16 protein-coding genes are annotated in these 20,548 nt (G+C 66.3%); 14 read left to right on the forward strand and 2 right to left on the reverse strand.

Annotated features, from left to right (window positions below; all coding sequences use genetic code 11):
• Positions 1-98 precede the first annotated feature (98 nt).
• The 12 genes from ACR9Y6_RS03030 to ACR9Y6_RS03085 all read left to right on the forward strand — a co-directional run bounded on the left by ACR9Y6_RS03030 (position 99) and on the right by ACR9Y6_RS03085 (position 17,071).
• Complete coding sequence (locus ACR9Y6_RS03030) at positions 99-518, forward strand: hypothetical protein (RefSeq protein ID WP_481279931.1); 420 nt, start codon at positions 99-101, stop codon at positions 516-518.
• Positions 519-650: 132 nt separating this feature from the next.
• On the forward strand, positions 651-1,928 hold the full coding sequence (gene tviB, locus ACR9Y6_RS03035; protein WP_481279932.1) for a Vi polysaccharide biosynthesis UDP-N-acetylglucosamine C-6 dehydrogenase TviB: 1,278 nt from the start codon (positions 651-653) through the stop codon (positions 1,926-1,928).
• A 14-nt stretch (positions 1,929-1,942) separates the two neighbouring features.
• The gene (locus tag ACR9Y6_RS03040; RefSeq protein ID WP_481279933.1) at positions 1,943-2,953 is read left to right on the forward strand and encodes an NAD-dependent epimerase; all 1,011 of its coding nucleotides are present in this window, start codon (positions 1,943-1,945) and stop codon (positions 2,951-2,953) included.
• A 124-nt stretch (positions 2,954-3,077) separates the two neighbouring features.
• Positions 3,078-3,926: an HpcH/HpaI aldolase/citrate lyase family protein gene (locus tag ACR9Y6_RS03045; protein ID WP_481279934.1), complete on the forward strand. Its 849-nt coding sequence runs from the start codon at positions 3,078-3,080 to the stop codon at positions 3,924-3,926.
• A gap of 20 nt (positions 3,927-3,946) precedes the next feature.
• Positions 3,947-6,316 carry a sodium:solute symporter family transporter gene (locus tag ACR9Y6_RS03050; RefSeq protein WP_481279935.1) on the forward strand — a complete coding sequence of 790 codons (2,370 nt, stop codon included), beginning with the start codon at positions 3,947-3,949 and terminating at the stop codon, positions 6,314-6,316.
• A gap of 40 nt (positions 6,317-6,356) precedes the next feature.
• Positions 6,357-7,247 (forward strand): LysR family transcriptional regulator, encoded by an 891-nt coding sequence (locus ACR9Y6_RS03055; RefSeq protein ID WP_481279936.1) that lies wholly within the window; start codon positions 6,357-6,359, stop codon positions 7,245-7,247.
• Positions 7,248-7,506: 259 nt separating this feature from the next.
• Positions 7,507-9,759 carry a TonB-dependent receptor gene (locus ACR9Y6_RS03060; protein ID WP_481279937.1) on the forward strand — a complete coding sequence of 751 codons (2,253 nt, stop codon included), beginning with the start codon at positions 7,507-7,509 and terminating at the stop codon, positions 9,757-9,759.
• Positions 9,756-11,024, forward strand: a complete 1,269-nt coding sequence (locus ACR9Y6_RS03065) for a serine hydrolase domain-containing protein (protein WP_481279938.1) — start codon at positions 9,756-9,758, stop codon at positions 11,022-11,024. Before ACR9Y6_RS03060 ends, ACR9Y6_RS03065 begins: the two co-directional genes overlap by 4 nt.
• A gap of 20 nt (positions 11,025-11,044) precedes the next feature.
• Positions 11,045-13,210, forward strand: coding sequence for a formylglycine-generating enzyme family protein (locus tag ACR9Y6_RS03070; protein WP_481279939.1), 2,166 nt, complete (start codon positions 11,045-11,047; stop codon positions 13,208-13,210).
• Positions 13,207-15,027, forward strand: coding sequence for a glycoside hydrolase family 127 protein (locus ACR9Y6_RS03075; protein WP_481279940.1), 1,821 nt, complete (start codon positions 13,207-13,209; stop codon positions 15,025-15,027). The genes ACR9Y6_RS03070 and ACR9Y6_RS03075 overlap by 4 nt, the downstream gene beginning before the upstream one ends.
• Positions 15,028-15,123: 96 nt before the next feature.
• Complete coding sequence (locus tag ACR9Y6_RS03080) at positions 15,124-16,296, forward strand: CaiB/BaiF CoA transferase family protein (RefSeq protein ID WP_481279941.1); 1,173 nt, start codon at positions 15,124-15,126, stop codon at positions 16,294-16,296.
• Positions 16,297-16,402: 106 nt separating this feature from the next.
• On the forward strand, positions 16,403-17,071 hold the full coding sequence (locus ACR9Y6_RS03085; RefSeq protein ID WP_481279942.1) for a response regulator: 669 nt from the start codon (positions 16,403-16,405) through the stop codon (positions 17,069-17,071).
• Here ACR9Y6_RS03085 and ACR9Y6_RS03090 read toward each other — a convergent pair.
• The gene (locus tag ACR9Y6_RS03090) at positions 17,053-18,060 is read right to left on the reverse strand and encodes a glycosyltransferase family 9 protein (protein ID WP_481279943.1); all 1,008 of its coding nucleotides are present in this window, start codon (positions 18,058-18,060) and stop codon (positions 17,053-17,055) included. The genes ACR9Y6_RS03085 and ACR9Y6_RS03090 overlap by 19 nt on opposite strands.
• A 329-nt stretch (positions 18,061-18,389) precedes the next feature.
• Between ACR9Y6_RS03090 and ACR9Y6_RS03095 the strand changes: the two genes are divergently transcribed.
• Both ACR9Y6_RS03095 and ACR9Y6_RS03100 read left to right on the forward strand, forming a co-directional pair.
• Positions 18,390-19,001, forward strand: coding sequence for an ABC transporter ATP-binding protein (locus ACR9Y6_RS03095; protein WP_481279944.1), 612 nt, complete (start codon positions 18,390-18,392; stop codon positions 18,999-19,001).
• Positions 18,998-19,792, forward strand: a complete 795-nt coding sequence (locus ACR9Y6_RS03100; RefSeq protein ID WP_481279945.1) for an ABC transporter permease — start codon at positions 18,998-19,000, stop codon at positions 19,790-19,792. Before ACR9Y6_RS03095 ends, ACR9Y6_RS03100 begins: the two co-directional genes overlap by 4 nt.
• Before the next feature lie 6 nt (positions 19,793-19,798).
• Here ACR9Y6_RS03100 and ACR9Y6_RS03105 read toward each other — a convergent pair whose 3' ends face one another.
• Positions 19,799-20,527 carry an aspartate/glutamate racemase family protein gene (locus tag ACR9Y6_RS03105; protein WP_481279946.1) on the reverse strand — a complete coding sequence of 243 codons (729 nt, stop codon included), beginning with the start codon at positions 20,525-20,527 and terminating at the stop codon, positions 19,799-19,801.
• Positions 20,528-20,548: the final 21 nt, after the last annotated feature.

Raw genomic sequence — 20,548 nt, forward strand, 5'->3', positions numbered from 1 at the left:
CCAATTTTCTTATTGACCGGGCGGGATAAACGCGTTCTTCTTGGTTTAGCCGTCCATTCGGCGCGGTCCGCAAGGGCCGGCATCAAGGGGGAAAGCCTATGAACGCGGTAACTTTCGTTCGGGCGACGGGAGTCGCCCTCATTCTGGTATGTGCCGCGGGCAATGCGGCGGCCCGGTCGGACGAGACGCCGCCGGATACGATCTGCACCGTGCTGGGCACGGCGGAGAGGTACGTGGGCACCACCGTCACGGTTCGTGGCGTGGCCGCCACGGAGGGCAAGGTGACCATGCTGTCCGACGCGCAATGCAAGGGCACGGTGAGCCTGAGCATGGACGACGGTTCCGTCCGCAAGCGGGACGTCTCGGCGTTCCGGCGCACCGTGACCGGCAAGGGCGCTCGTGCCGATGCGACCGTCTTCGGCCGCTTCAAGGCCACGGGTGACGCGAAGGCGCCTTACGCCATCGACGTGTACAGCGTCCGCGACGTGAACGAGCTTCCGGCGGCCGAGGGCGGCTGACCCGCGGCCCAGCCAGACGGCGGCCTCGGGCCGCCGTCTGGCGCCTCGCGTGCGCGATCCGCTAGGCTTCCATGCTTTACGGCCCGACGGCGCCATGCCGCGGAAGCCGTGCACCTCCTCGATGGAAGCCCGATGCAGCAACTCGACACGGTAAAGATCGGCGTTATAGGGCTGGGCTACGTGGGCTTGCCCCTCGCGGTCGAGTTCGGCAAGCGCTACACCACGCTCGGTTTCGATATCGACGCCTCGCGCGTGGCCGAACTGCGGGCCGGCATCGACCGCACGCTCGAGGTGGACGAGGCGTCGCTGGCCGGGGCCGGACGGCTGTCCTATAGCGGCGACCTCGACGACCTGCGCGCGTGCAACGTGTTCATCGTGACCGTACCCACGCCGATCGACAGCGCGAAGCGGCCGGACCTCACGCCCCTGACCCGCGCGAGCGAAACACTGGGCAAGGTGCTCGAGCAGGGCGATGTCGTGGTCTACGAGTCCACGGTCTATCCCGGTTGCACCGAGGAAGTCTGCGTGCCCATCCTCGAGCGGACCTCGGGGCTCGTCTTCAACGAGGATTTCTTCGTCGGCTACAGCCCCGAGCGGATCAATCCCGGCGACAAGCAGCATCGGGTCAACACCATCCGCAAGGTCACCTCGGGCTCCACGCCTGAGGCGGCCGACTTCGTCGACGCGCTGTACGCGAGCATCATCGACGCGGGCACCTACAAGGCCAGCCGCATCAAGGTGGCCGAGGCGGCCAAGGTCATCGAGAACACGCAGCGCGACCTCAACATCGCCCTGGTCAACGACCTCGCCATCCTCTTCAACAAGCTCGGCATCGACACGCTCGAAGTATTGGAGGCGGCCGGCACGAAATGGAACTTCCTGCCGTTTCGTCCCGGCCTGGTGGGCGGCCACTGCATCGGCGTCGACCCGTATTACCTCACGCACAAGGCGCAGGAAGTCGGCCACCATCCCGACGTGATCCTCGCCGGCCGTCGCACCAACGATGGCATGGGCCCCTATATCGCCGGCGAAGTGATCCGCCTGATGGTGTGCAAGGGCCTGAACCCGGTGGGCGCCCGCGTTCTCATGCTGGGCCTGGCCTTCAAGGAAAACTGTCCGGATCTGCGCAACACGCGCGTGGTCGACATCATCGCCTCGCTGAAGTCGTACAACGCCACGATCGACGTGCACGACCCCTGGGTGGACGCGGACGAAGCCGAACGGATCTACGGCGTGCGGACCGTGTCCGAACCGGCGCAGGGTACGTACGACGCGATCGTCATCGCCGTCGCTCATCGGCAGTTCCACGAGATGGCGGCGGCGGGCATCCGCGCCTTCGGCAAGCCCGGTGCCGTCATCTACGACGTGAAATACGTGCTGCCGCGCGATGCGGTGGACGGCCGGCTCTGAATGGAGGACCGTCGATGAAGGTACTCGTGACAGGCACGGCGGGCTTCATCGGTTCGCACGTGGCGATGCGCCTGCTGGCGCGGGGCGACGAGGTGGTCGGCGTGGACAACCTCAACGACTACTACGACGTGACGCTGAAGCAGGCGCGCCTGGATCGTTTTCGCGACGATCCGCGCTATACGCACGTGCATGCCGACATCGCCGATCGCGATGCCATGGAGTCGTTGTTCGCGGAGCACCGTCCACGGCGCGTGGTGCATCTCGCCGCACAGGCCGGCGTGCGCTACGCGGCCGAGAACCCCCACGTGTACGTGTCGAGCAACGTGACCGGATTCCTGCACGTGCTCGAAGGCTGCCGTGCGCATGCGGTGGAGCACCTGGTGTTCGCTTCCACCAGCTCGGTGTACGGCGCCAACCGGGCCATGCCTTTTTCGGAGCACCGTTCCGCCGAACATCCCCTGACGCTCTATGCGGCGACGAAGAAAGCCAACGAGCAGATGGCGCACAGCTACGCCCACCTGTATGGCACGCCGTGCACGGGCCTGCGCTTCTTCACGGTGTACGGTCCATGGGGAAGGCCGGACATGGCGCTGTTCCTGTTCACCCGCGCCATCCTGCGGGGCGAGCCGATCAAGGTGTTCAACCACGGGCGTCACCAGCGCAGCTTCACGTATATCGACGACATCGTCGAAGGCGTGATCCGTTGCCTCGACCGCCCCCCTTCCACCGACGCGGACTGGGACGGCATGTCGCCCGATCCTTCCTCCAGTGGCGTGGCGCCATACCGCCTGTTCAACATCGGCAACGAACAGCCGGTGGAACTGCTCGCCTACATCCAGCGGCTAGAGGAATGCCTCGGCCGCAAGGCCGTGATGGAGCTGCTTCCGCTGCAGCCCGGCGACGTCCCGGACACGGCGGCGGACGTGGGCGACCTGCGCGATGCCACGGGTTATGCGCCGCGGGTTTCCGTGGAAGACGGCGTCGAGCTTTTCGTGCGCTGGTACCGGCAGTATCACGCCCTCTGATGGTCTTGTGCTTCGCAGCAAGATAGGAATCCTATCGTTAGAACGTGCGTACCCGGCTCGATTGGCGCACGTCCGATGCCGCAGAATCCCGGGTCATCGGAGTGTCGGCGTCGGCGGGGAATCCATGCGCAGCAAGTTGTTCGTGCCCGGCGGGCGTCCGGAACTCTTCACCAAGGCCCTGGCGGGTTCCGCCGACGCCTTGTCGTTCGACCTGGAGGACTCCGTTCCGGCGGAAGCGAAGACCCGCGCCCGTGACGACGTGGCCGCCTTCGTCGCATCGCCGGCGATGCGACGCGCGGCCAAGTTGGCCATCGTACGCGTCAACGCGCCGGAGAGTACCTGGTTCGAGGACGATCTCCGCGCGGTGATGGTGCCAGGGCTCGCCTTGCTCAACGTTCCCAAGCTCGAATCCGCCGAAGCGGTGCGCGCGGTGGCCGCCGCCATGGAGCGGGTCGAATCCGGCGGCGGACACGATGCGCCGGTCGGCTTGCTGGTGAACGTGGAAACGCCCAGGGGGCTGGAGCAAGCCGCCGCCATGGCCGCGGCGCATCCGCGCGTCGCGGGCCTGCAACTCGGACTCGCGGACCTTTTCGAGCCGCACGGTATCGATCGTGGCGACGCGGCGGCCGTGCATGCCGCCATGTTCGCCGTGAAGATGGCCGCCGCCGCGGCGGGCGTGTTCGCGGTCGATGCGGCCTTCGCGGCGATCGACGATGCCGACGGCTACCGCGCGGAAGCACGCATGTCCCGGCGTCTCGGTTTCATCGGGAAGAGCTGCATCCATCCACGCCAGGTGGCGCTCGCCAACGAGGTGTTCGCGCCGTCGCCGGAGGAGGTCGCGTACGCGCGCCGTGTCGTGGCCGCGGCGACGGAGGCCGCCCGCGCGGGTCATGGCGCCTTCTCGCTCGATGGACGGATGGTCGATCTGCCCTTCGTGAAACGCGCCGAAGCCCTCCTGGCGTCGCTCGGGTGAGGGGCCCGCGTTACGTTGCGATGTGGCTTCGCGCCGCGCTGCTCGTGGTGGCGTGCGTGGTCGGCATGTCCGGTCCTGCTCACGCGGATGCCCTGACTCCCTTGCGTGGCGATGCGCTACCGCCGATTCCCGCAAGCGGCGCGGTGCAAGGTCTCGCCACGCTGTATGGCCGCGTGCTGGCGATCGTCGACGGCAAGGCGTGGCTGCTGGACCAGGGCAAGGCGGCGTGGGCGCCGCTACCATGGTCGGCCGGCGCTCCGCCCAACGGGCTGGCGGTCGTGTTCGGTGACGGTGCGCGCGCCTATGCGACCCAGCTCGACGCGGGGCGGGTGAGCGGCGTGGTTCGCTTGTCCCTGGGCGTCGGCGGTCTCGAGGTTCGCCCGTTGCCAGCGCCGCCCGAACCCTTGTACGAAGCCAGGCCCGCTTTCGCGGGCGCCGCCGTTTATATCGCCGGCATGGCCCATGGCGCGCCACGGATCTGGCGCTTCGATGCCGATGCGGCGCAACCCGCGTGGTCGTCCATCGAAGGATGGCCGTCCCGCGAGGCGGCGACGTCGCTGGCGGTGCAGGGCGCGGGTGTCTTCGTCACGGCGGGTGGTTCCGTGTGGCGGCGCTCGCCGGAAGGCGAGTGGACACATCGCGGCGACGTGCCGGGAACGGTGCTTCCGGGCATGGCGAGGGCGCTGGGCCAGGCCAACATCCTTTACCTCGTCGCCGATGCGGCGGGCATCGCGCATGCGATGACCTACCAGGTGGTCACGCAATCGTGGGCGCGCCTGCCCGGTGTCGACTTCGTGCGGCCGGTGGCCATGGCGCCCTGGCAAGACGGTGTGCTCTGGGCCAGCCCTGTCGATGGCCGCACGGCGGTGGCGTCCGCCCAGGTGCAGTCGGGCAAGCTGTTGCTGCGCTGGCTCGACTGGCTGGTGATCGTGGTCTACCTGGCCGGGATGATCGGCATCGGCCTGTACTTCTACCTGCGCGAGAAGCGCAACTCCACCTCCAGCTTCTTCGTCGGCGGCCGCAGCATTCCCTTCTGGGCCGCTGGCATCAGCCTCTATGCGGCGAACACCAGCTCGATCAGTTTCATCGCGATTCCCGCCAAGGCCTTCGAAAGCAACTGGCAATACATGACGAACAACCTCATCGCCGTGTTCGGCCTGATGTTCGTCGCCGTGTGGATCGTGCCGCTGCTGCGCAGGCTCGACCTGATGTCGGTCTTCTCGTATCTGGAAACGCGCTTCCATCCGGCGATCCGCATGATCGCCAGCGCCCTCTGCATCCTCACCCAGCTCGGTAGCCGGATGAGCGTGATCCTCTTCCTGCCGGCGCTCGCGATCGCCACCATCACGGGGATCAGCACCACCTTGAGCGTGATCCTGATGGGCGGTTTCACGATCGTCTACACCGCCATGGGCGGCATGAAGGCGGTGATCTGGACGGACGTGGTGCAGGTGATCGTCAAGATGGGCGGCGCGATCTTCGCTATCGGCTTCATCATCTGGCACCTGCATGGTGGCATGGGCGAATTCGTGCACACGGCCATGGCCGACCACAAGTTCCGCCTGCTCGACTTCAGTTTCGACCTGACCAAGGCCACGGTGTGGGGCTTCGTCTTCCTCGTGCTGTTCGACGTCGTGCTGACCTTCCCGAAGGACCAGGTGCTGATGCAGCGCACGCTGTCCACGCCATCGGACAAGGAGGCGGGGCGATCGATCTGGGCCTTCGCGGCGATCATGATCCCGGGTGGCTTCGTCTTCTACATGATCGGTACCGCGCTGTTCGTCTACTACAAGGCTCACCCCGAGCGGATGAACCCGCTGCTGCCGATCGACGCAACGTTCCCGCTGTTCATCGCCGCGGAGTTGCCGATGGGCGTCACCGGCCTCATCGTCGCGGGCATCTTCGCGGCGGCCATGGCGACGCTATCGGGCATCATGAACAGCGTGGCGACACTGGTCTCGGTAGATTTCTACGAGCGCCTGGTGAAGAACCCATCGCCCAAGCGGAGCGTGGTCTTCGCCGAAGTGAGCACGATCGCGGTCGGCCTGGTCGGCATCGGGCTGGCCTTGCTGCTGTCGCGCTTCGATGTGCATTCACTGTTCGACGTGTCGATCGAACTGGCCGGGTTGCTGGGCGGTGGCTTCGCAGGCGCGTACACCCTGGGCATGTTCACCCGGCGCGCCAACTCGCCGGGGGTGGCGATCGGCATCGCCGGCAGCACCGCGCTCACCCTCGTGGCCTGGGCGTTCCGGCTCGTGCATCCGTACTTCTACCTGGCGATCTCGATCTTCCTCTGCATCGTGATCGGCTACGTGGCCAGCCTGTTCTTCCCCGCGCCGACCCGCTCGCTCAAGGGCCTGACGATCCATCGCGAACCCCGGGAAGGATGACCTACCATGGCTCCACCCTGACCAGCGCCGGCGAGATCCCGTGGAGACCCAGTTCCTCAACACCTTCATCACCGTGGCCGACCACGGTTCCATGGCGGCGGCGGCGCGCCTGCTGAACATCACGCCCGCTGCCGTGGCGCAGCAAATCCGCACGCTGGAACGCGAGATCGGCGCCACCCTGATCGCCCGCGTAGGCCGCACGGTGAGCGTCACCGAGGAAGGCTCGCGCATCCTCCAGCGCTCGCGCGACCTGCTGCGCAACGTCGCCGACCTGCGCAGCGTCGCCAACGAGAGCGGGGTATCGGGCGAGCTGCGCCTGGGTGCGTGCCCGACCGCGCTGGCGGGCATGCTGCCGGACATCCTCGCGCGCATGGTGGAGACCTTTCCCCGGATCAACGTGTTCATCAAGCCGGGGTATTCGGTGGACCTGTACCGCGACGTGGAAGCGGGCGACCTCGATGCGGCCGTGGTCTTGCAGGCGCCGTTTCCGCTGCCCAAGACCTGTGAATGGCAGTTGCTGCGCGAGGAACCGCTCGTGGTGCTGGCGCCGCGTTCCATGGCGGCGCGCGATCCGCACGACCTTCTCGCCAGCGAACCCCTGATCCGCTACGACCGCAACCAGTGGGGCGGCCGCCAGGCGGACGACTACCTGCGCGCGAACGGCATCGTGCCGCGTGAGCGCTTCGAGTTGAACGCGTTGAACGCGATCGCGGTGATGGTCGACCGTGGCCTGGGCGTGTCGCTGGTGCCCGACTGGGCACAGCCATGGCCGGAAGGACTCGACCTCGTGCGCCTGCCATTGCCGAAACCATCGGAGCCCCGGCGCATCGGCATCGTGTGGTCGCGTTCGAGCGTGCGCGTGCGGCTGGTCACGGTGTTGCTGCAGGAAGGCCGCAAGGCCATGGCGTCGGCGTCATCGCCTGCACGATGAAGATGTCGGCGATGTTGCGCCGCCGCATAGTTTTGCTTGGTTCGTAAGCAACAAAAACTAGTCTCTGAACATACCCGCCGTCGGTTTCTCGGCAAGGGCGAAGCGCATAGATTCGCCATCAACGAAACCCAGGTCATTGGGACGCCGGGGAGGGCGTCGCCAACCGCAACAGCAGCTACCGTCAGGCGCGTCGTCATCGGCGCTCGCGCCGCACTCGCCCGCCTGGGCGATCCGTTCCAACGGCATCCACGGACCCGACATGATCAAACCACTTTCCGCCGCGATCGGCAGCATCCTGCTGGTCTCCCTGTTCGCCACCAGCGTGCTTGCGCAGGATGCCACGGCCCCGGCCGCTGGCGAGGCGCCGAAGGCCACGAAGAAGAAATCCGATAAGCCCGCCGAGCCGACCGACCTCGACCAGGTGATCGTCACCGGCACGCGCACGCCGAAGGCGGTCGACGAGATTCCCGGTGCGATCACGGTGGTGAACAAGGAAGAGATCGCGCATACGCTGCTGGTGACAGAGGACGCGACGGCGGTGCTGGCGCGTTCGGTGCCGGGTTATGCCGAGTCGTCGCAGGCGATGAGCAACACGGGCGAGACCTTGCGTGGCCGCATTCCGCTGCGCCTGTTCGACGGCGTGCCCCAGGGTTCGCCGCTGCGCGAGGGTACGCGCAACGGCACCTTCACCGACATGGGCATCGTCGGCCGCGTGGAAGTGATCAACGGGCCGTCCGCCTCGGAGGGCATCGGTGCGGCGGGCGGCATCATCAACTACATCTCGAAGACGCCGACCAAGGAAGGCAACGAGACGACGATCACCACGCGCTACCAGACCCAGGGAAAGTCGGACAGCGGTGGCTGGAAGACCGGCGTGACCTTCTCCCGCAAGCAGGGCAGCTACGACGTGCTGCTTTCCGGCTCGTATATCGATCGCGGCATCACCTACGACGGCAACGGACGGCGCATCGGCCTGAACACCTCGGGCTCGCTCGCCGATTCCACGTCGAGCAACCTGTTCGCCAAGCTCGGCTACAACTTCGGCGAGAACGACGACCAGCGCATCCAGGCCACCTTCAGCAAGTTCAAGATCCAGGGCAAGGGCGATTACGTGCAGGTGCTGGGCTGCCGTGGCCCGACCGACGACCCACCGTGCGACGTGCCGCGGACGAACACTTCCGAGAAGGGCCATATCTTCGGTTCGAAGGACGCCTTCAACAACTTCAAGCAGTACTCGTTCGAATACACCAACAAGAACGTCCTGGGTGGCTCGCTGGACATCAACGTGTACAAGGCCGACCAGGCCATGCGCTACCTGCCCGAGAACACCGAGGACAAGCAGGACCCGCTGATCGCGCCGCTGAACACCTTGTACGACCAGTCCGAGATCACGGCGAAGAAGCGCGGCATCCGCACCTCGTGGACGCGCCCGGATTTCCTGGTGACCGGTCTCGAACTGCACGCCGGTGTCGACGTGGCGCGTGACGAGGCACAGCAACGCCTGGCCTTGACCGGCCGCCTGTGGGTGCCGCCGATGATCTACAACAGCGTGGCGCCTTATGCGCAGCTGTCCTACGACATCGGGCCGTTGACGATCAGCGGTGGTTATCGCCGGGAAAGCGATCGCCTCACGGTCGACAGCTATACCACCACCTATTACCGCAACCGCGTGTTCGTGCAGGGCGGCAAGCTCAACTACAAGGAAAACCTGCGCAACATCGGCGGCATCTGGCGTATCGGTGACGAATGGTCGGTGTTCGCCTCGTACAGCGAAGGGTTCACCCTGCCGAACATCGGTATCCCACTGCGCAACATCAGCACGCCGGGCCAGTCGGTCAGCCGCATCCGCGACCTCGAGCCGATCATCTACAAGAACAACGAATTCGGCTTCAACTGGCGCGGCGACAAGGGCGCGTTCGGTGCGACGCACTACATCTCGAAGTCGCCGTTCGGTTCCTCGCTCGCGGTGGACCCGCACACCACCGACTTCATCCTCTCGCGAGCACCGGTGCGTATCGAAGGCACCGAGGTGACCGGCGAGTGGCGCTTCAACGACGCCTGGAAAGTGAACGGGATCTACTCGCACATCTCCGGCCGCACCGCCTTCTGGTCGGCGGACCCCGCAGGGCGATTCGGCGCGGGCAGCCTGAACAAGCCCCTGGGCGTGCTCGACATCAACCCGGACAAGCTGGCCTATTCGGTCACATGGAACTACTCGTCGCGCGGCGACGCCACTCTCGGCGCCACTTCGCTGTTCGGCCGCCATGTATCCGGTCACGACGTTCGCGCCTATGACGGCGCGACCTTCAGCTATGACGAACGGACACACGGCTATACCTTGTGGGACCTGGGCGTGAACTACAGCCTGGAGCGCTACGGCAAGCTCTCGCTCGGTGTCGAGAACCTGCTCGACAAGCAGTACATCCTCAGCTGGTCGCAGCTGGCGGGTTACCAGAACTACTGGGCCGGCCGCGGCCGGGTCACCTCGCTCACCTACACGATCACCTTGTGAGGCGATGGCGTTTCCACGGGGGCCGTGCCGTTCGGGCGGCCCTGCTGGCTGGTTTCCTCGCCGGTGCTCCGGCATGGGCGGGCGAAGCGTGGTCGCCGGAACGACTGGAGACGCTGCACGCCTTCTTGCGTGACGCGACGTCGAACGCCGGTTATTCCGGCGGTGTGAGCCTCATCGTCCACGACGGACAGGTGGTGGACGCCGGGGTCTACGGTTACGAAGATCTCGGCCGCCACCGGCCGATGCGGCGTGACGCGATTTTCCGCATCTATTCGATGACCAAGACCGTGACGTCGGTCGCACTGATGATGTTGGTGGAGGAGGGCAAGGTATCGCTCGACCAGCCGGTGTCGGATTTCCTGCCGGGATTCGACACGCCAAGGGTGATGACGGGCGGCAGTGCCGAGGCACCTGCGCTCAGGAACGCCTCGCGCCGTGTCACCCTGCACGACCTGCTGACGCATACCTCCGGGTATCCCGCCGGATTGCCAGGCGACCGTCTCGCCGTCGCGGCCATGGAACGCATCGACCCCCATGCCGCCAACGACCTGGCCGGCTTCGCCGACCGGATGAGCCGGGTACCGCTCGCCGCCGATCCCGGTACGCGCTTCGGCTATGACGGGGCTTCGCTGGAACTCGTCGCCCGGGTGGTCGAGGTGGTGGCGAAAAAGCCGTTCGCCGAGTTCCTGCGCGAGCGGATCTTCGGCCCACTGGAGATGCGCGATACCGCGTTTTCCGCGGTACCCGCCAAGCGCGACCGGATCGTGGACCTGACCCGCATGGGCGACGACGGCCGGCTCGCACTGGACACGAGCTACAGCGCCCGCCATCCCGGCGAGCCACTGAACCGCTACACGAGCGGGGCGGGTGGCCTTTACTCCACGGTGGACGATTTCGCCCGCTTCGCGGGCATGCTGCTCGATGGCGGCCGTGCGGGCGATCGTGTCCTGCTGGGAAGGAAGACGGTGGAACTGATGATGAGCAACCACCTGGGCATGCTCGATCCGCCGGTCACCCAGTTCAACGCAGGCGAGGGCTTCGGCATCGGCGGTTACGTCGTGATCGATCCGGCCCGGCGTGGCCAGCTGGGCTCGGTAGGCCAATATGGCTGGACAGGCGCCGCCTCCACCACCTACACGATCGACCCGCACGAGCATCTCGTGGCGATCCTCCTGTTGCAGCACCTTCCCCGCGACGATGGCGGCAAGGACCTCCCGCGCCTCGCGCGGCCTTTCTACGACCTCGTCTACCATGCCCTTCCATGACCTCCACGCCGCCACCGCCCATGAATCCACCGCCTGACGACCGCGACGACGCCCCCCGGGTGACGCACGAGTTCAAGTTTTCCCACGTCACCACGGGCCGCTACTTGCCCACGCCGGGCAAGGCGCCTGGTTGGCCGTTCGCCGAGATCGGCCACTGGAAGATGGATGTCGACGGCAGCGCGGACGACTGGGTGCGCGAACTGACCGACTGGCGCCGCGAGCACCTGGTGCGTATCGGTTACGACGACACCAACTATCGACGTCCTGAATTGCAGTGGGCACAGCGCAACTTCGTCCACGCGCAGATGATGGTGGAGGACCGCTATTTCTACGACCCGGTGGCGGGGCGCTATACCGTCGACCGCTACCTGGACGATCTCGAGGCACGCTTCGGCGGCATCGACAGCGTGCTGATCTGGTTCGTCTATCCGAACATCGGCATCGACGACCGTAACAAGACCGATCTCGCCTTCGACCTTCCCGGTGGGTTGGAGGGACTGCGCTCCGCGGTGGATGACTTCCACCGGCGGGGCGTGCGCGTATTCCTTCCCACCATGCCCTGGGATCACGGCACGCGGCCGCCGGAAGAAAACGATTGGCGGACGATGGCCGGGCTGGTCGAAGCGGTGGGTGCCGATGGCGTCAACGGCGATACCTACAACGGCGTACCACGTGCTTTCTTCGATGCCTGCGACGCCGTGGGCCATCCTGTCGTACTGCAGCCGGAATCGACGATCAGTGCCGAGGAACAGTTGATCTGGAACGTGCAGAGTTGGGGCAAGAAGGCACCCAACGAGGCTATTCCTCCCGTGGCCAAGTTCAAGTGGCTCGAACCGCGGCACATGATCAACTACGAGAACCGCTGGGGCCGCGACCGCAACCACGACCTGCAATACATCTTCTTCAACGGCATCGGTTACAACGCCTGGGAAAACATCTGGGGCATCTGGAACCAGTTCACGCCTCGTGACGCCGAATCGCTTCGACGCATCGCCCGCATCGAACGCCGCTTCGCCCCCGCGATGGTGAGCATGGACTGGCGGCCCTACGAACGGACCCTGCAAGCGGGTGTCTTCGCCAGCCGCTTCCCGGTGGAAGGCTATACGGTGTGGACGGTCGTCAATCGCAACGAGTACATCGTCGACGGCGAGCAACTCGCGCTTCCCCATGCCGAGGGAACGCGCTACTACGACCTGTGGAATGGCGTCGCATTGACGCCGCGCATGGACGGGGGAAGGGCGGTGTTGGGCATGGCCCTCGAAGGCCGCGGCTTCGGCGCCGTGCTGGCCTTGCGCGCGGGCGCCTCCGTGGATGGCCTCGACGACTTCCTCGCGGCCATGCATGCCGCTGCCGCCACGCCACTGGCCTCGCTCTCATCCACCTGGCGCAGCCTGCCGCAACGCCAGGTCCCCATCGCCCGGACACTGCCGCAATCCTCCCCGCCGCACGGCATGGTGCCGGTGCCGGGCGGCGTGTTCGACTTCGTCGTCGGCGGCGTCGAAATCGAAGGGCAAACGTGGGAAGGCAACGATGTCCAGTATCCCTGGGAATCGAGCCCCCGCCGCGGTCACCGCCACCGCATGTCGATCGCGCCGTTCCACATCGACCGCACGCCGGTCACCAATGCGCAATTCGCCGTCTTCCTCGCTGAAAGTGGCTGGGCACCGGCCGACGAACACCATTTCCTCCGCCATTGGCGCAACGGGAAGCCGCCCGCCGGTTGGGAAAACAAGCCCGTCACCTGGGTGGCGTTGGAGGATGCACGCGCGTACGCCGCATGGGCCGGCAAGCGGCTGCCGCACGAATGGGAGTGGCAGTACGCCGCCCAGGGCGACGATGGCCGGCGCTATCCCTGGGGCGACGACTGGCGCGACGACCGGGTACCCGTGCCGAACCGCGGGCGCACGTTGCGCGCGCCGGCGAACGTCGATGCGTTTCCCGCGGCGGCCAGCCCGTTCGGCGTGCTCGACCTCGTCGGCAACGTCTGGCAGTGGACGGATGAATACGAGGATGAACATACGAGGAGCGCGATCCTGCGCGGTGGCAGTTCCTATCAGCCACAGACGTCGCACTGGTACTTCCCGCAGGCGTATCGCCTCGATCAGCATGGAAAGTACCTGTTGATGGCCCCGTGCAAGGACCGCTCCGGCTGCATCGGCTTCCGTTGCGTGGTCGACGCCGCATGAAGGTGAGTACCCGCCTGGATGGCCTTCTCGGCGATGCCCTGGCCGCGAACCTTCGCGGCCGGCTGTCGCATTTCATCGTCGATGAAACGAGCCCCGCGATCGCCTTGTTCGCGCCGGAACGCCGTGCATCGAACGAGGAAGGCGACTGGTATGGCGAGCATGCGGGCAAGTGGCTGGTGGCCGCGTCGCGCGCCGCGGCGCGCGACGCGGCCTTGCGTGCCAGCGTGCTTCGCGTGGCCGATTATCTGGTCTCCGTGCAGGAAGAGGACGGTTACCTGGGTACCTACGCGCCGTCTCGCCGCTTCATGCGCCCTCAACCACCGAAGCCGGTGAGCTGGGACGGCGCACCGAGCGTACGTACGTGGGATATCTGGACGCATGCCTACCTGATGCTCGGCCTCATCGAGGTGCACCGTCAGTTGGGTGGCGAGCGCTACCTCGAAAGCGCACGACGCATCGGCGACCTGTGCCTGCACACGCTGACCGGAGGCGGCATCGACATCACGGATCTCGGCAACCATTTCGGCATGTCGGCGACGGTGTTGCTCGATCCCGCCGTGGAACTGCACCTCGCCACGGGTGATCCCCGCTATCTCGAACTGGCCCGGCGCGTGCTCGACCAGGCGGACGCGAACCCGCCGCTCGCACTGCTGAAGCAAAGCCTCGCCGGCACCGATGCCGCCTTCATCGGCACGGGCAAGGCCTATCAACTGGCCTGGAACATGGTCGGCATGGCCAAGCTGCATCGCGTCACCGGCGAAACCGACCTGCTGCGCGCGGTGGAGAATGTCTGGACCAGTATCCGCGACCACCATCTCACGCTCGGTGGCGGACCCTGGGGCGGCGTGGCACACCGCTCGCGCGAGGTCTTCAATGCCCCTGGCGCGTTCAGCCCGGAAGGCTATGTGGAGACCTGTTCGACCCTGGCCTGGATCCAGCTCAACCGGGAGCTGCTCGCGATCACGGGCGAGGCGCGCTACGCGGAGGAGATCGAACGCTCCGCGTACAACGACCTCCTCGCCGCACAGGCGCCCGATGGCGAGGACTGGTGTTATTACGTGTTTCCCAACGGCCGTCGCGTGCATACCACCTACTGGCGCTGCTGCAAGTCCAGCGGCGCCATGGCCGTCGAGGAGCTGCCAGACATCGCCGTGGGCATGCGCGATCCGGCGACGCTCGACGTCAACCTCTTTGGTGCCGGCGAATCGACGGCCACGCTGGAAGCCCCGGGACGCGTCACGCTTCGGCAGGCCACGGCCTGGCCGTATCCCGATGACGTGCGCATCGATCTCGAAGTGGAACGCGAGGCGCATTTCAGGCTGAGGATTCGCGTGCCTTCCTGGGCGGCGGGCGCCACCGTGCTGGTCAACGGAGCGGGGATCGGCGTGGCTGTCGTGCCGGGTAGCTACGCCACGATCGAGCGCGAGTGGCGCACCGGCGACCGCGTCCTGGCGCGGTTTCCCGCCCGACCCATCGTGCATCGCGCGACGAACCGCAACGTGCAGGAATCGCGTGCTCCCGACGGCGGCGCGGTGCGGCAGGAAGTGCTGCACTTCGATTACGTCGGTTTCACCTGCGGTCCGCTGGTCTATGCCACGGAACGCGTCGACGGCTTCAAGACCAGCGAGATGGTGAAGTTGCCGCAGGGGCCGGTGGAGGATTGGCTCGTATGTGAGCGGGGGGAGGACGGCATGCCCACGCTGCGCTTCGATCCCGGGTACCGGCCGACGCTGCGGTTCACCCCGTATTTCGCCACGGGAGGCCGTCACGACAGGGCCTGGCGGCTCACATGGCTAGGCCTGGCGCCGACGGACTGATTGCACCTTCAAGCAATATTTTCTGCTGCCAGAACATATCGGAGCGGGCTGTTTCGGGCATCCCGCCTGCGGCAAAGTGATTCGCGGAAACGGGACATGGCAACTGTGGATACCGAGGCAAACATGGAAACGTCGACATCGTCCCCCCGCCGGGCGTCCGGCCCACTCGCCGGCGTGAAGGTGCTGGACCTGAGCGCCTATATCGCCGGCCCCTACGGCTGCACGCTGCTCGCCGACCAGGGCGCGGACGTCATCAAGATCGAGCCGCCCGGCGGTGACAACCTGCGCCAGTATCCTTCGACGCTGGCCGCCGAGAGCCGGGCCTTCCTCGGCGTGAACCGCAGCAAGCGCGGCATCGTGCTCGACCTGAAGAATCCATCCGATCATGCCGCCTTGTTGCGCCTCGTGCGCGAGGCGGACGTGCTCGTGCACAATTTCAGGCCGGGCGTGCCGAAGCGGCTGGCGATCGACCACGAACGGCTCAACCTGATCAACCCGCGCCTTATTTATTGCGCGGTCACCGGCTACGGTGAATCCGGCCCGATGAAGGACAAGGCCGGCTACGACCAGGTCTTGCAGACGATGACCGGCATGTGCACCTTGCAGGGCAAGCGCAACGGTCCGCCGGAAGTGATCTACGGCTCGGTGGTGGATTACTACGCGGCCGCGCTGTTGGCGGCGGGCGTATCGTCGGCGCTGTATGAGCGCGAGCGCAGTGGCCTCGGCCAGTACGTGGGCATCTCGTTGCTGCGCAGCGCGCTCACCATGCAATCCGCGCGGATGATATGGGCGGAAGGGGAGTCGTTGGACATCGGCCGCGACATGCGTTCCGGTGGCGTCACCGGCATCCATCCCACCCGTGATGGCTACATCTATATATCCGCGAATACGCCGCACTTCTGGAAGGCCTTGTGCGAGCGCACCGGCTTGCAGGCCTTGCACGATGACGAGCGCTACGACACCGTGCGCAAGCGGGCCGAGCACCACAACGAGATCGTGCCACGGTTGCATGACGCGCTCGCCGCGCACAGTGCGCTCGAATGGGAGACGATCTTCGGCGACGCCGTGCCCAGCGCCGCGGCCCGTCGTATCGAGGACATGTTCGATCACCCGCAGGTGGCCGCCGAAGGCCTCGTCGCCACGTTCGAACATCCCGTGGTGGGCCAGTATCGCGGGGTCAATCATCCCATCCATTTCAGCCGTACGCCGGCACCGGAACCTTTCGCCGCGCCGACATTGAACCAGCACGAAGACCTGCTCGAACGTTGAATCGACGGGGCATCGGCGTGATGCCTTGGAGATTTGCCGGGACGGTAGGCGTATCGGACACTCCAACCTGCGATCATCCGGCCTCGGGATTCGCCCGTGGACGCAGGTGGAGGTTGTCATAAACATTATTGTCGTCGAAGGTGATCCAGCGCTCGGTGCCGCCATGGCGCGCGTGCTCGGACAGATGACGTATACGGTGACGTGGCTACGGTGCGGCGCGGAATTGTTGGAAGCACTTCGACTGCGCCATGTCGACCTGGCCTTGTTCGACGTCGACATGGCACGGGACCATGGTCTGGATATCCTGCGTCAGGTCCGTCGCCTCGGCATTCGTACGCCGCTGCTGGTCATGACGGCATGCGAGGTGGTCGAAAGGCGCATCGCCATTCTCGACGCCGGTGCCGACGACTGCCTCACCAAACCCTTTGACCTCGATGAACTCACGGCGCGTGTCCGCTGCCTTGCGCGCCGTGCCCGTGGGTTCGCCGATAACGTTATCGAGTTGGGAGACCTGTCGATGAACCTTTGCTCCCTGGAAGTCACCTACGGAGGGCGGCGAATCGAACTCACCCGTCGTGAGTTCTCGCTGTTGCAGATGCTGGTGGAACGGGCGGGACGCATCGTCCGCCGCGAGGTGATCGAGACATCGATCTACGGTTGCGACGCGGAGGTCGGCCCGAACGCGCTCGAAGTCCTCGTGCATGGCTTGCGAAGGAAAGTGGGGCCCGACGCGATCCGTACCGTGCGTGGCTTCGGCTACATGGCGCCACTCTGACGCAGGTGGGTGGCGACGCGTGTCGCGGCGGCGAGTGGACAGCCTTCATCGCTGCGGAAACCCATGTTGCGTCCGCCGAAGGGCGCATAGCGGTCGGGATCGGTGGCGCCGAAGATGCCGATCGTGGTGGCACGGGTCGCCGCCGCCAGGTGCATCACGCCGCAATCGGCGCTCACGTAGATGTCGGCGGCATCGATGAACGCGGCGAGCTTGCGTGGATCGCTGGTGAAATAGGTCGGGTAGGCATTGCCGGTGCGCGATTGGCCATCGGCCGCCACCAGTTCGACGATGCGGAACGGCCCGGCACGACCGGCGAGTTCATCGACGAAGGCTTGCCACCACGTGGCATCGAGTCGCTTGCGGCCCGTCGCGTTCGGGAAGATCGTCAGCGTCGGAGCGCCGTTGGCAGGCGTGCCTTGCAGGACGCGTTCCAACGTGGCCGCGCCACGTTCGCGTTCCGCCGCCGATAGCCGGAGGTCGAGCGTGGGGATGGGTTCGAGTCTTGCCTCACCCAGTGCCCGCCGAAGCGCATGCACCGGCCGTGCCGCGAAATGTGCCGGTGCGTCGCCGCCGGTTCCCTCGACGCGTACCTGATAACGCGCCTTCGCCATGCCGGCGGCGATACGCCCGGAGGACGATCCCGAAGCCGCGTCTATGACCAGGTCGTAGCGCTTGCTGGCGAGCCGGCGCAACGTCCGCACGGTGGCCAACGGGCGCCGCAACGCGCGACGGTCCATGAGGAACAGTTCACCGATCGTGGCGAAGCCGCCGAGTATGCCGCGGGTCGCCTCGCCGGAGCCGAGCACGTCGACTTCCGCGCCCGGAAAGTGGCGTTCGATCTCGCCCATCAGGGATGTGAGCAACACCGTGTTGCCAAGGCGGTGATTCGGACGGCAGACCAGGATGCGCTGGATGCCGATGCGCGGCAGCTGCCCGTGGCCCACGACGTTGTCCCGTGCCGGCAGGAGGTGTCGCAGCAGCCATGCCACGACGCTTCGCCGGAAAGCGTGGCCCCTACCGTGCAGCGGTGTGCGCGCCACGACCGGTTCTACTCGCTTGGCTGAAACGACCGTCGACATGAAGGGTCTCGTGCATGCCCCGTGATCCGGGCGTTCCCGCTACGATGCCAAAGCCAGCTTAGATGCAGCTGTCCGTTTGATGACGATGTGCTTACAGCGCGCATTCCGGTCCAAAGCATGAGCTAAGCGGCTGGTAACACCATGGCAACATGGCCGCGACTGGCTGGCGAAAGCGGTCATCGCCACCATGTCGCGCCTTGGGCACGACACCTTCATCCGCAGGAACATGACGCACCGCGATGCCCCAACCGCAATTACTTTCTGTCGAGGAACTGAACGGATTCGGCGTCGGCCCGGTGTCCATCACCCTTGCCACGGGCGAACGGGTGGCGATCATGGGCGCGTCCGGTGCGGGAAAATCACTGCTGCTGCGCTTGCTGGCGGATCTCGACCCCGGCGAAGGAAGAGTCGTCCTCGCCGGGGAGCCACGCGAGACGATAGCGGCTCCGAACTGGCGCCAACGCGTGATGCTGGTACCCGCGCAGGCGGGTTGGTGGGCTCCCACGGTGGACGGGCATTTCGAGCCTTCGATGATGGATACGGCGATGGCGATGGCCGTGCGCCTCCTGCTTCCCCAGGACATCATGAAACGCGAGGTCCGCGTGCTATCCACCGGCGAACGGCAGCGCCTGGCCCTGGTCAGGGCATGGGTGAGGCGGCCCGAGGTGCTCCTGCTCGACGAGCCGACCAGCGGGCTCGATCCCGCGGCGACCGCGGCCGTGGAAGCCTTTCTGGTCGAGTGCAGCGGGAAAGGCGTCGGCATCGTCATGGTGACGCACGACGCCACGCAGGCCCGGCGCATGGCCGGCCGGACGTTCACCATGAACCAGGGAAGGCTCACTCCGGCATGAACGTGATCTCGTTGCATCCCTACGACCTCGCGATGGCGTCGACGCTGATCCTGCTCGACGCGGTGCTCTCGCTGGTCTTCCGCCTGCGGCTGCATCGCGGGTTGCTGCTGGCGGCGTTGCGCATGGTGGTGCAGCTGGTCGCGGTGGGTTTCGTGCTCCGCTACGTATTCGCCGTGGGCGAAGCATGGCTGACCCTGCTGGTGATCGTCGCGATGGTGCTGGTGGCCGCGCGCGAAGCGGCGGCGCGGCCCGTGCATCGTCTTCGACGTGGTGGCTTTCTCATCAGTCTAGCCAGCGTCGCCACGCCGGCCTTGCTGACGTGCCTGTTCGCGCTGCTGACCGCCATTCGTCCGCACCCGCTGCTTTCACCGCAGTACGCGATCCCATTGGCGGGCATCATCCTCGGCAACGTGCTCAACTCGGCGAGCATCGCCTTCAGCGGCGTGCTCGATGGCGTCGGCGTGCAAGCGTCGGCGATCGAGGCGCGGCTGATGCTCGGCGATACCTACCGCGCCGCCACGGCCGAACTGGGCCGGGACGCCATCCGCCGCAGCATGATTCCCATCGTCAACCAGATGAGCGCCGCCGGTGTCGTGACGCTGCCCGGCATCATGACCGGCCAGATCCTCGCCGGTCTCGATCCGATGGAGGCGGTGAAATACCAGATCCTGCTGATGTTCCTGCTCGCTGGCGGCAGCTGTCTCGCGTCGATGGTGGCGGTATACCTCGCGGCGGCGCGATTGACCGATAACCGGGGCCGGCTCCGGCTCGACCGGCTCGCGACGCGTTGAGGCCGCTCAGCCGAGCGCGTGGCGTGCCGCGGCTCGCGCATGGATGGCGGCGGTATCGAACAGCGGCACGCTGGCATCGTCGCCCTCCACCAGCAGGGCGACCTCGGTGCAACCGAGGATGATCGCCTCGGCGCCGTCGTCCACCAGCCGGGACATCACCTGCCGGTAACGGTCGCGGGACTCGTCGCGGATGATGCCCTGGCACAGTTCGTCGTAGATGATCCGGTGCACGTCGTCGCGGTCGGCGTCGTCCGGCACGACCACGTCGAACCCCCGAGCGGACAGGCGGTCGCTATAGAACGCTTGCTCCATGGTGAAGCGCGTGCCGAGAAGGCCCACGCGGCGGATCGCGTGATCGGAGAGGGCATCGGCGGTGGCGTCGGCGATGTGTAGCAAGGGCAACGGGGTGGCGCGCTCGATCGCGTCCGCCACCCGGTGCATCGTGTTCGTGCACAGCACGAGGAAGTCCGCGCCGCCGGCTTCCAGCGAACGCGCCGCCGTCGCCATGGCTTCGCCGGCACCGTTCCAGTCACCGGCGTGCTGGAGGCGTTCGATGTCATGGAAGTCCACGCTATGGAGCAGGAGCCGCGCGGAATGCAGGCCTCCCAACGCGTCCCTGATCGTTTCGTTGATGGTCCGGTAGTAGGGTAGGGTGGATTCCCAGCTCATGCCGCCGATGAGGCCGATCGTCTTCAAGTCATTGCTCCGCGCATGCCGTGGACATCGGCCCAGCATAGACGATGGCTGGCGCGGCGC

The sequence above is a fragment of the Luteibacter sp. TLI7-4A genome, assembly GCF_056754745.1.

What these genes read in the sequence shown, in the direction of transcription:
- ACR9Y6_RS03075 (WP_481279940.1), top strand. Translation starts at nt 13,207, where the DNA reads ATGAAGGTGAGTACCCGCCTGGATGGCCTTCTCGGCGATGCCCTGGCC.
- ACR9Y6_RS03080 (WP_481279941.1), top strand. Translation starts at nt 15,124, where the DNA reads ATGGCAACTGTGGATACCGAGGCAAACATGGAAACGTCGACATCGTCC.
- ACR9Y6_RS03040 (WP_481279933.1), top strand. Translation starts at nt 1,943, where the DNA reads ATGAAGGTACTCGTGACAGGCACGGCGGGCTTCATCGGTTCGCACGTG.
- ACR9Y6_RS03030 (WP_481279931.1), top strand. Translation starts at nt 99, where the DNA reads ATGAACGCGGTAACTTTCGTTCGGGCGACGGGAGTCGCCCTCATTCTG.
- tviB (WP_481279932.1), top strand. Translation starts at nt 651, where the DNA reads ATGCAGCAACTCGACACGGTAAAGATCGGCGTTATAGGGCTGGGCTAC.
- ACR9Y6_RS03105 (WP_481279946.1), bottom strand. Translation starts at nt 20,527, where the DNA reads ATGCTGGGCCGATGTCCACGGCATGCGCGGAGCAATGACTTGAAGACG.
- ACR9Y6_RS03070 (WP_481279939.1), top strand. Translation starts at nt 11,045, where the DNA reads ATGAATCCACCGCCTGACGACCGCGACGACGCCCCCCGGGTGACGCAC.
- ACR9Y6_RS03060 (WP_481279937.1), top strand. Translation starts at nt 7,507, where the DNA reads ATGATCAAACCACTTTCCGCCGCGATCGGCAGCATCCTGCTGGTCTCC.
- ACR9Y6_RS03050 (WP_481279935.1), top strand. Translation starts at nt 3,947, where the DNA reads ATGTGGCTTCGCGCCGCGCTGCTCGTGGTGGCGTGCGTGGTCGGCATG.
- ACR9Y6_RS03095 (WP_481279944.1), top strand. Translation starts at nt 18,390, where the DNA reads ATGCCCCAACCGCAATTACTTTCTGTCGAGGAACTGAACGGATTCGGC.
- ACR9Y6_RS03100 (WP_481279945.1), top strand. Translation starts at nt 18,998, where the DNA reads ATGAACGTGATCTCGTTGCATCCCTACGACCTCGCGATGGCGTCGACG.
- ACR9Y6_RS03045 (WP_481279934.1), top strand. Translation starts at nt 3,078, where the DNA reads ATGCGCAGCAAGTTGTTCGTGCCCGGCGGGCGTCCGGAACTCTTCACC.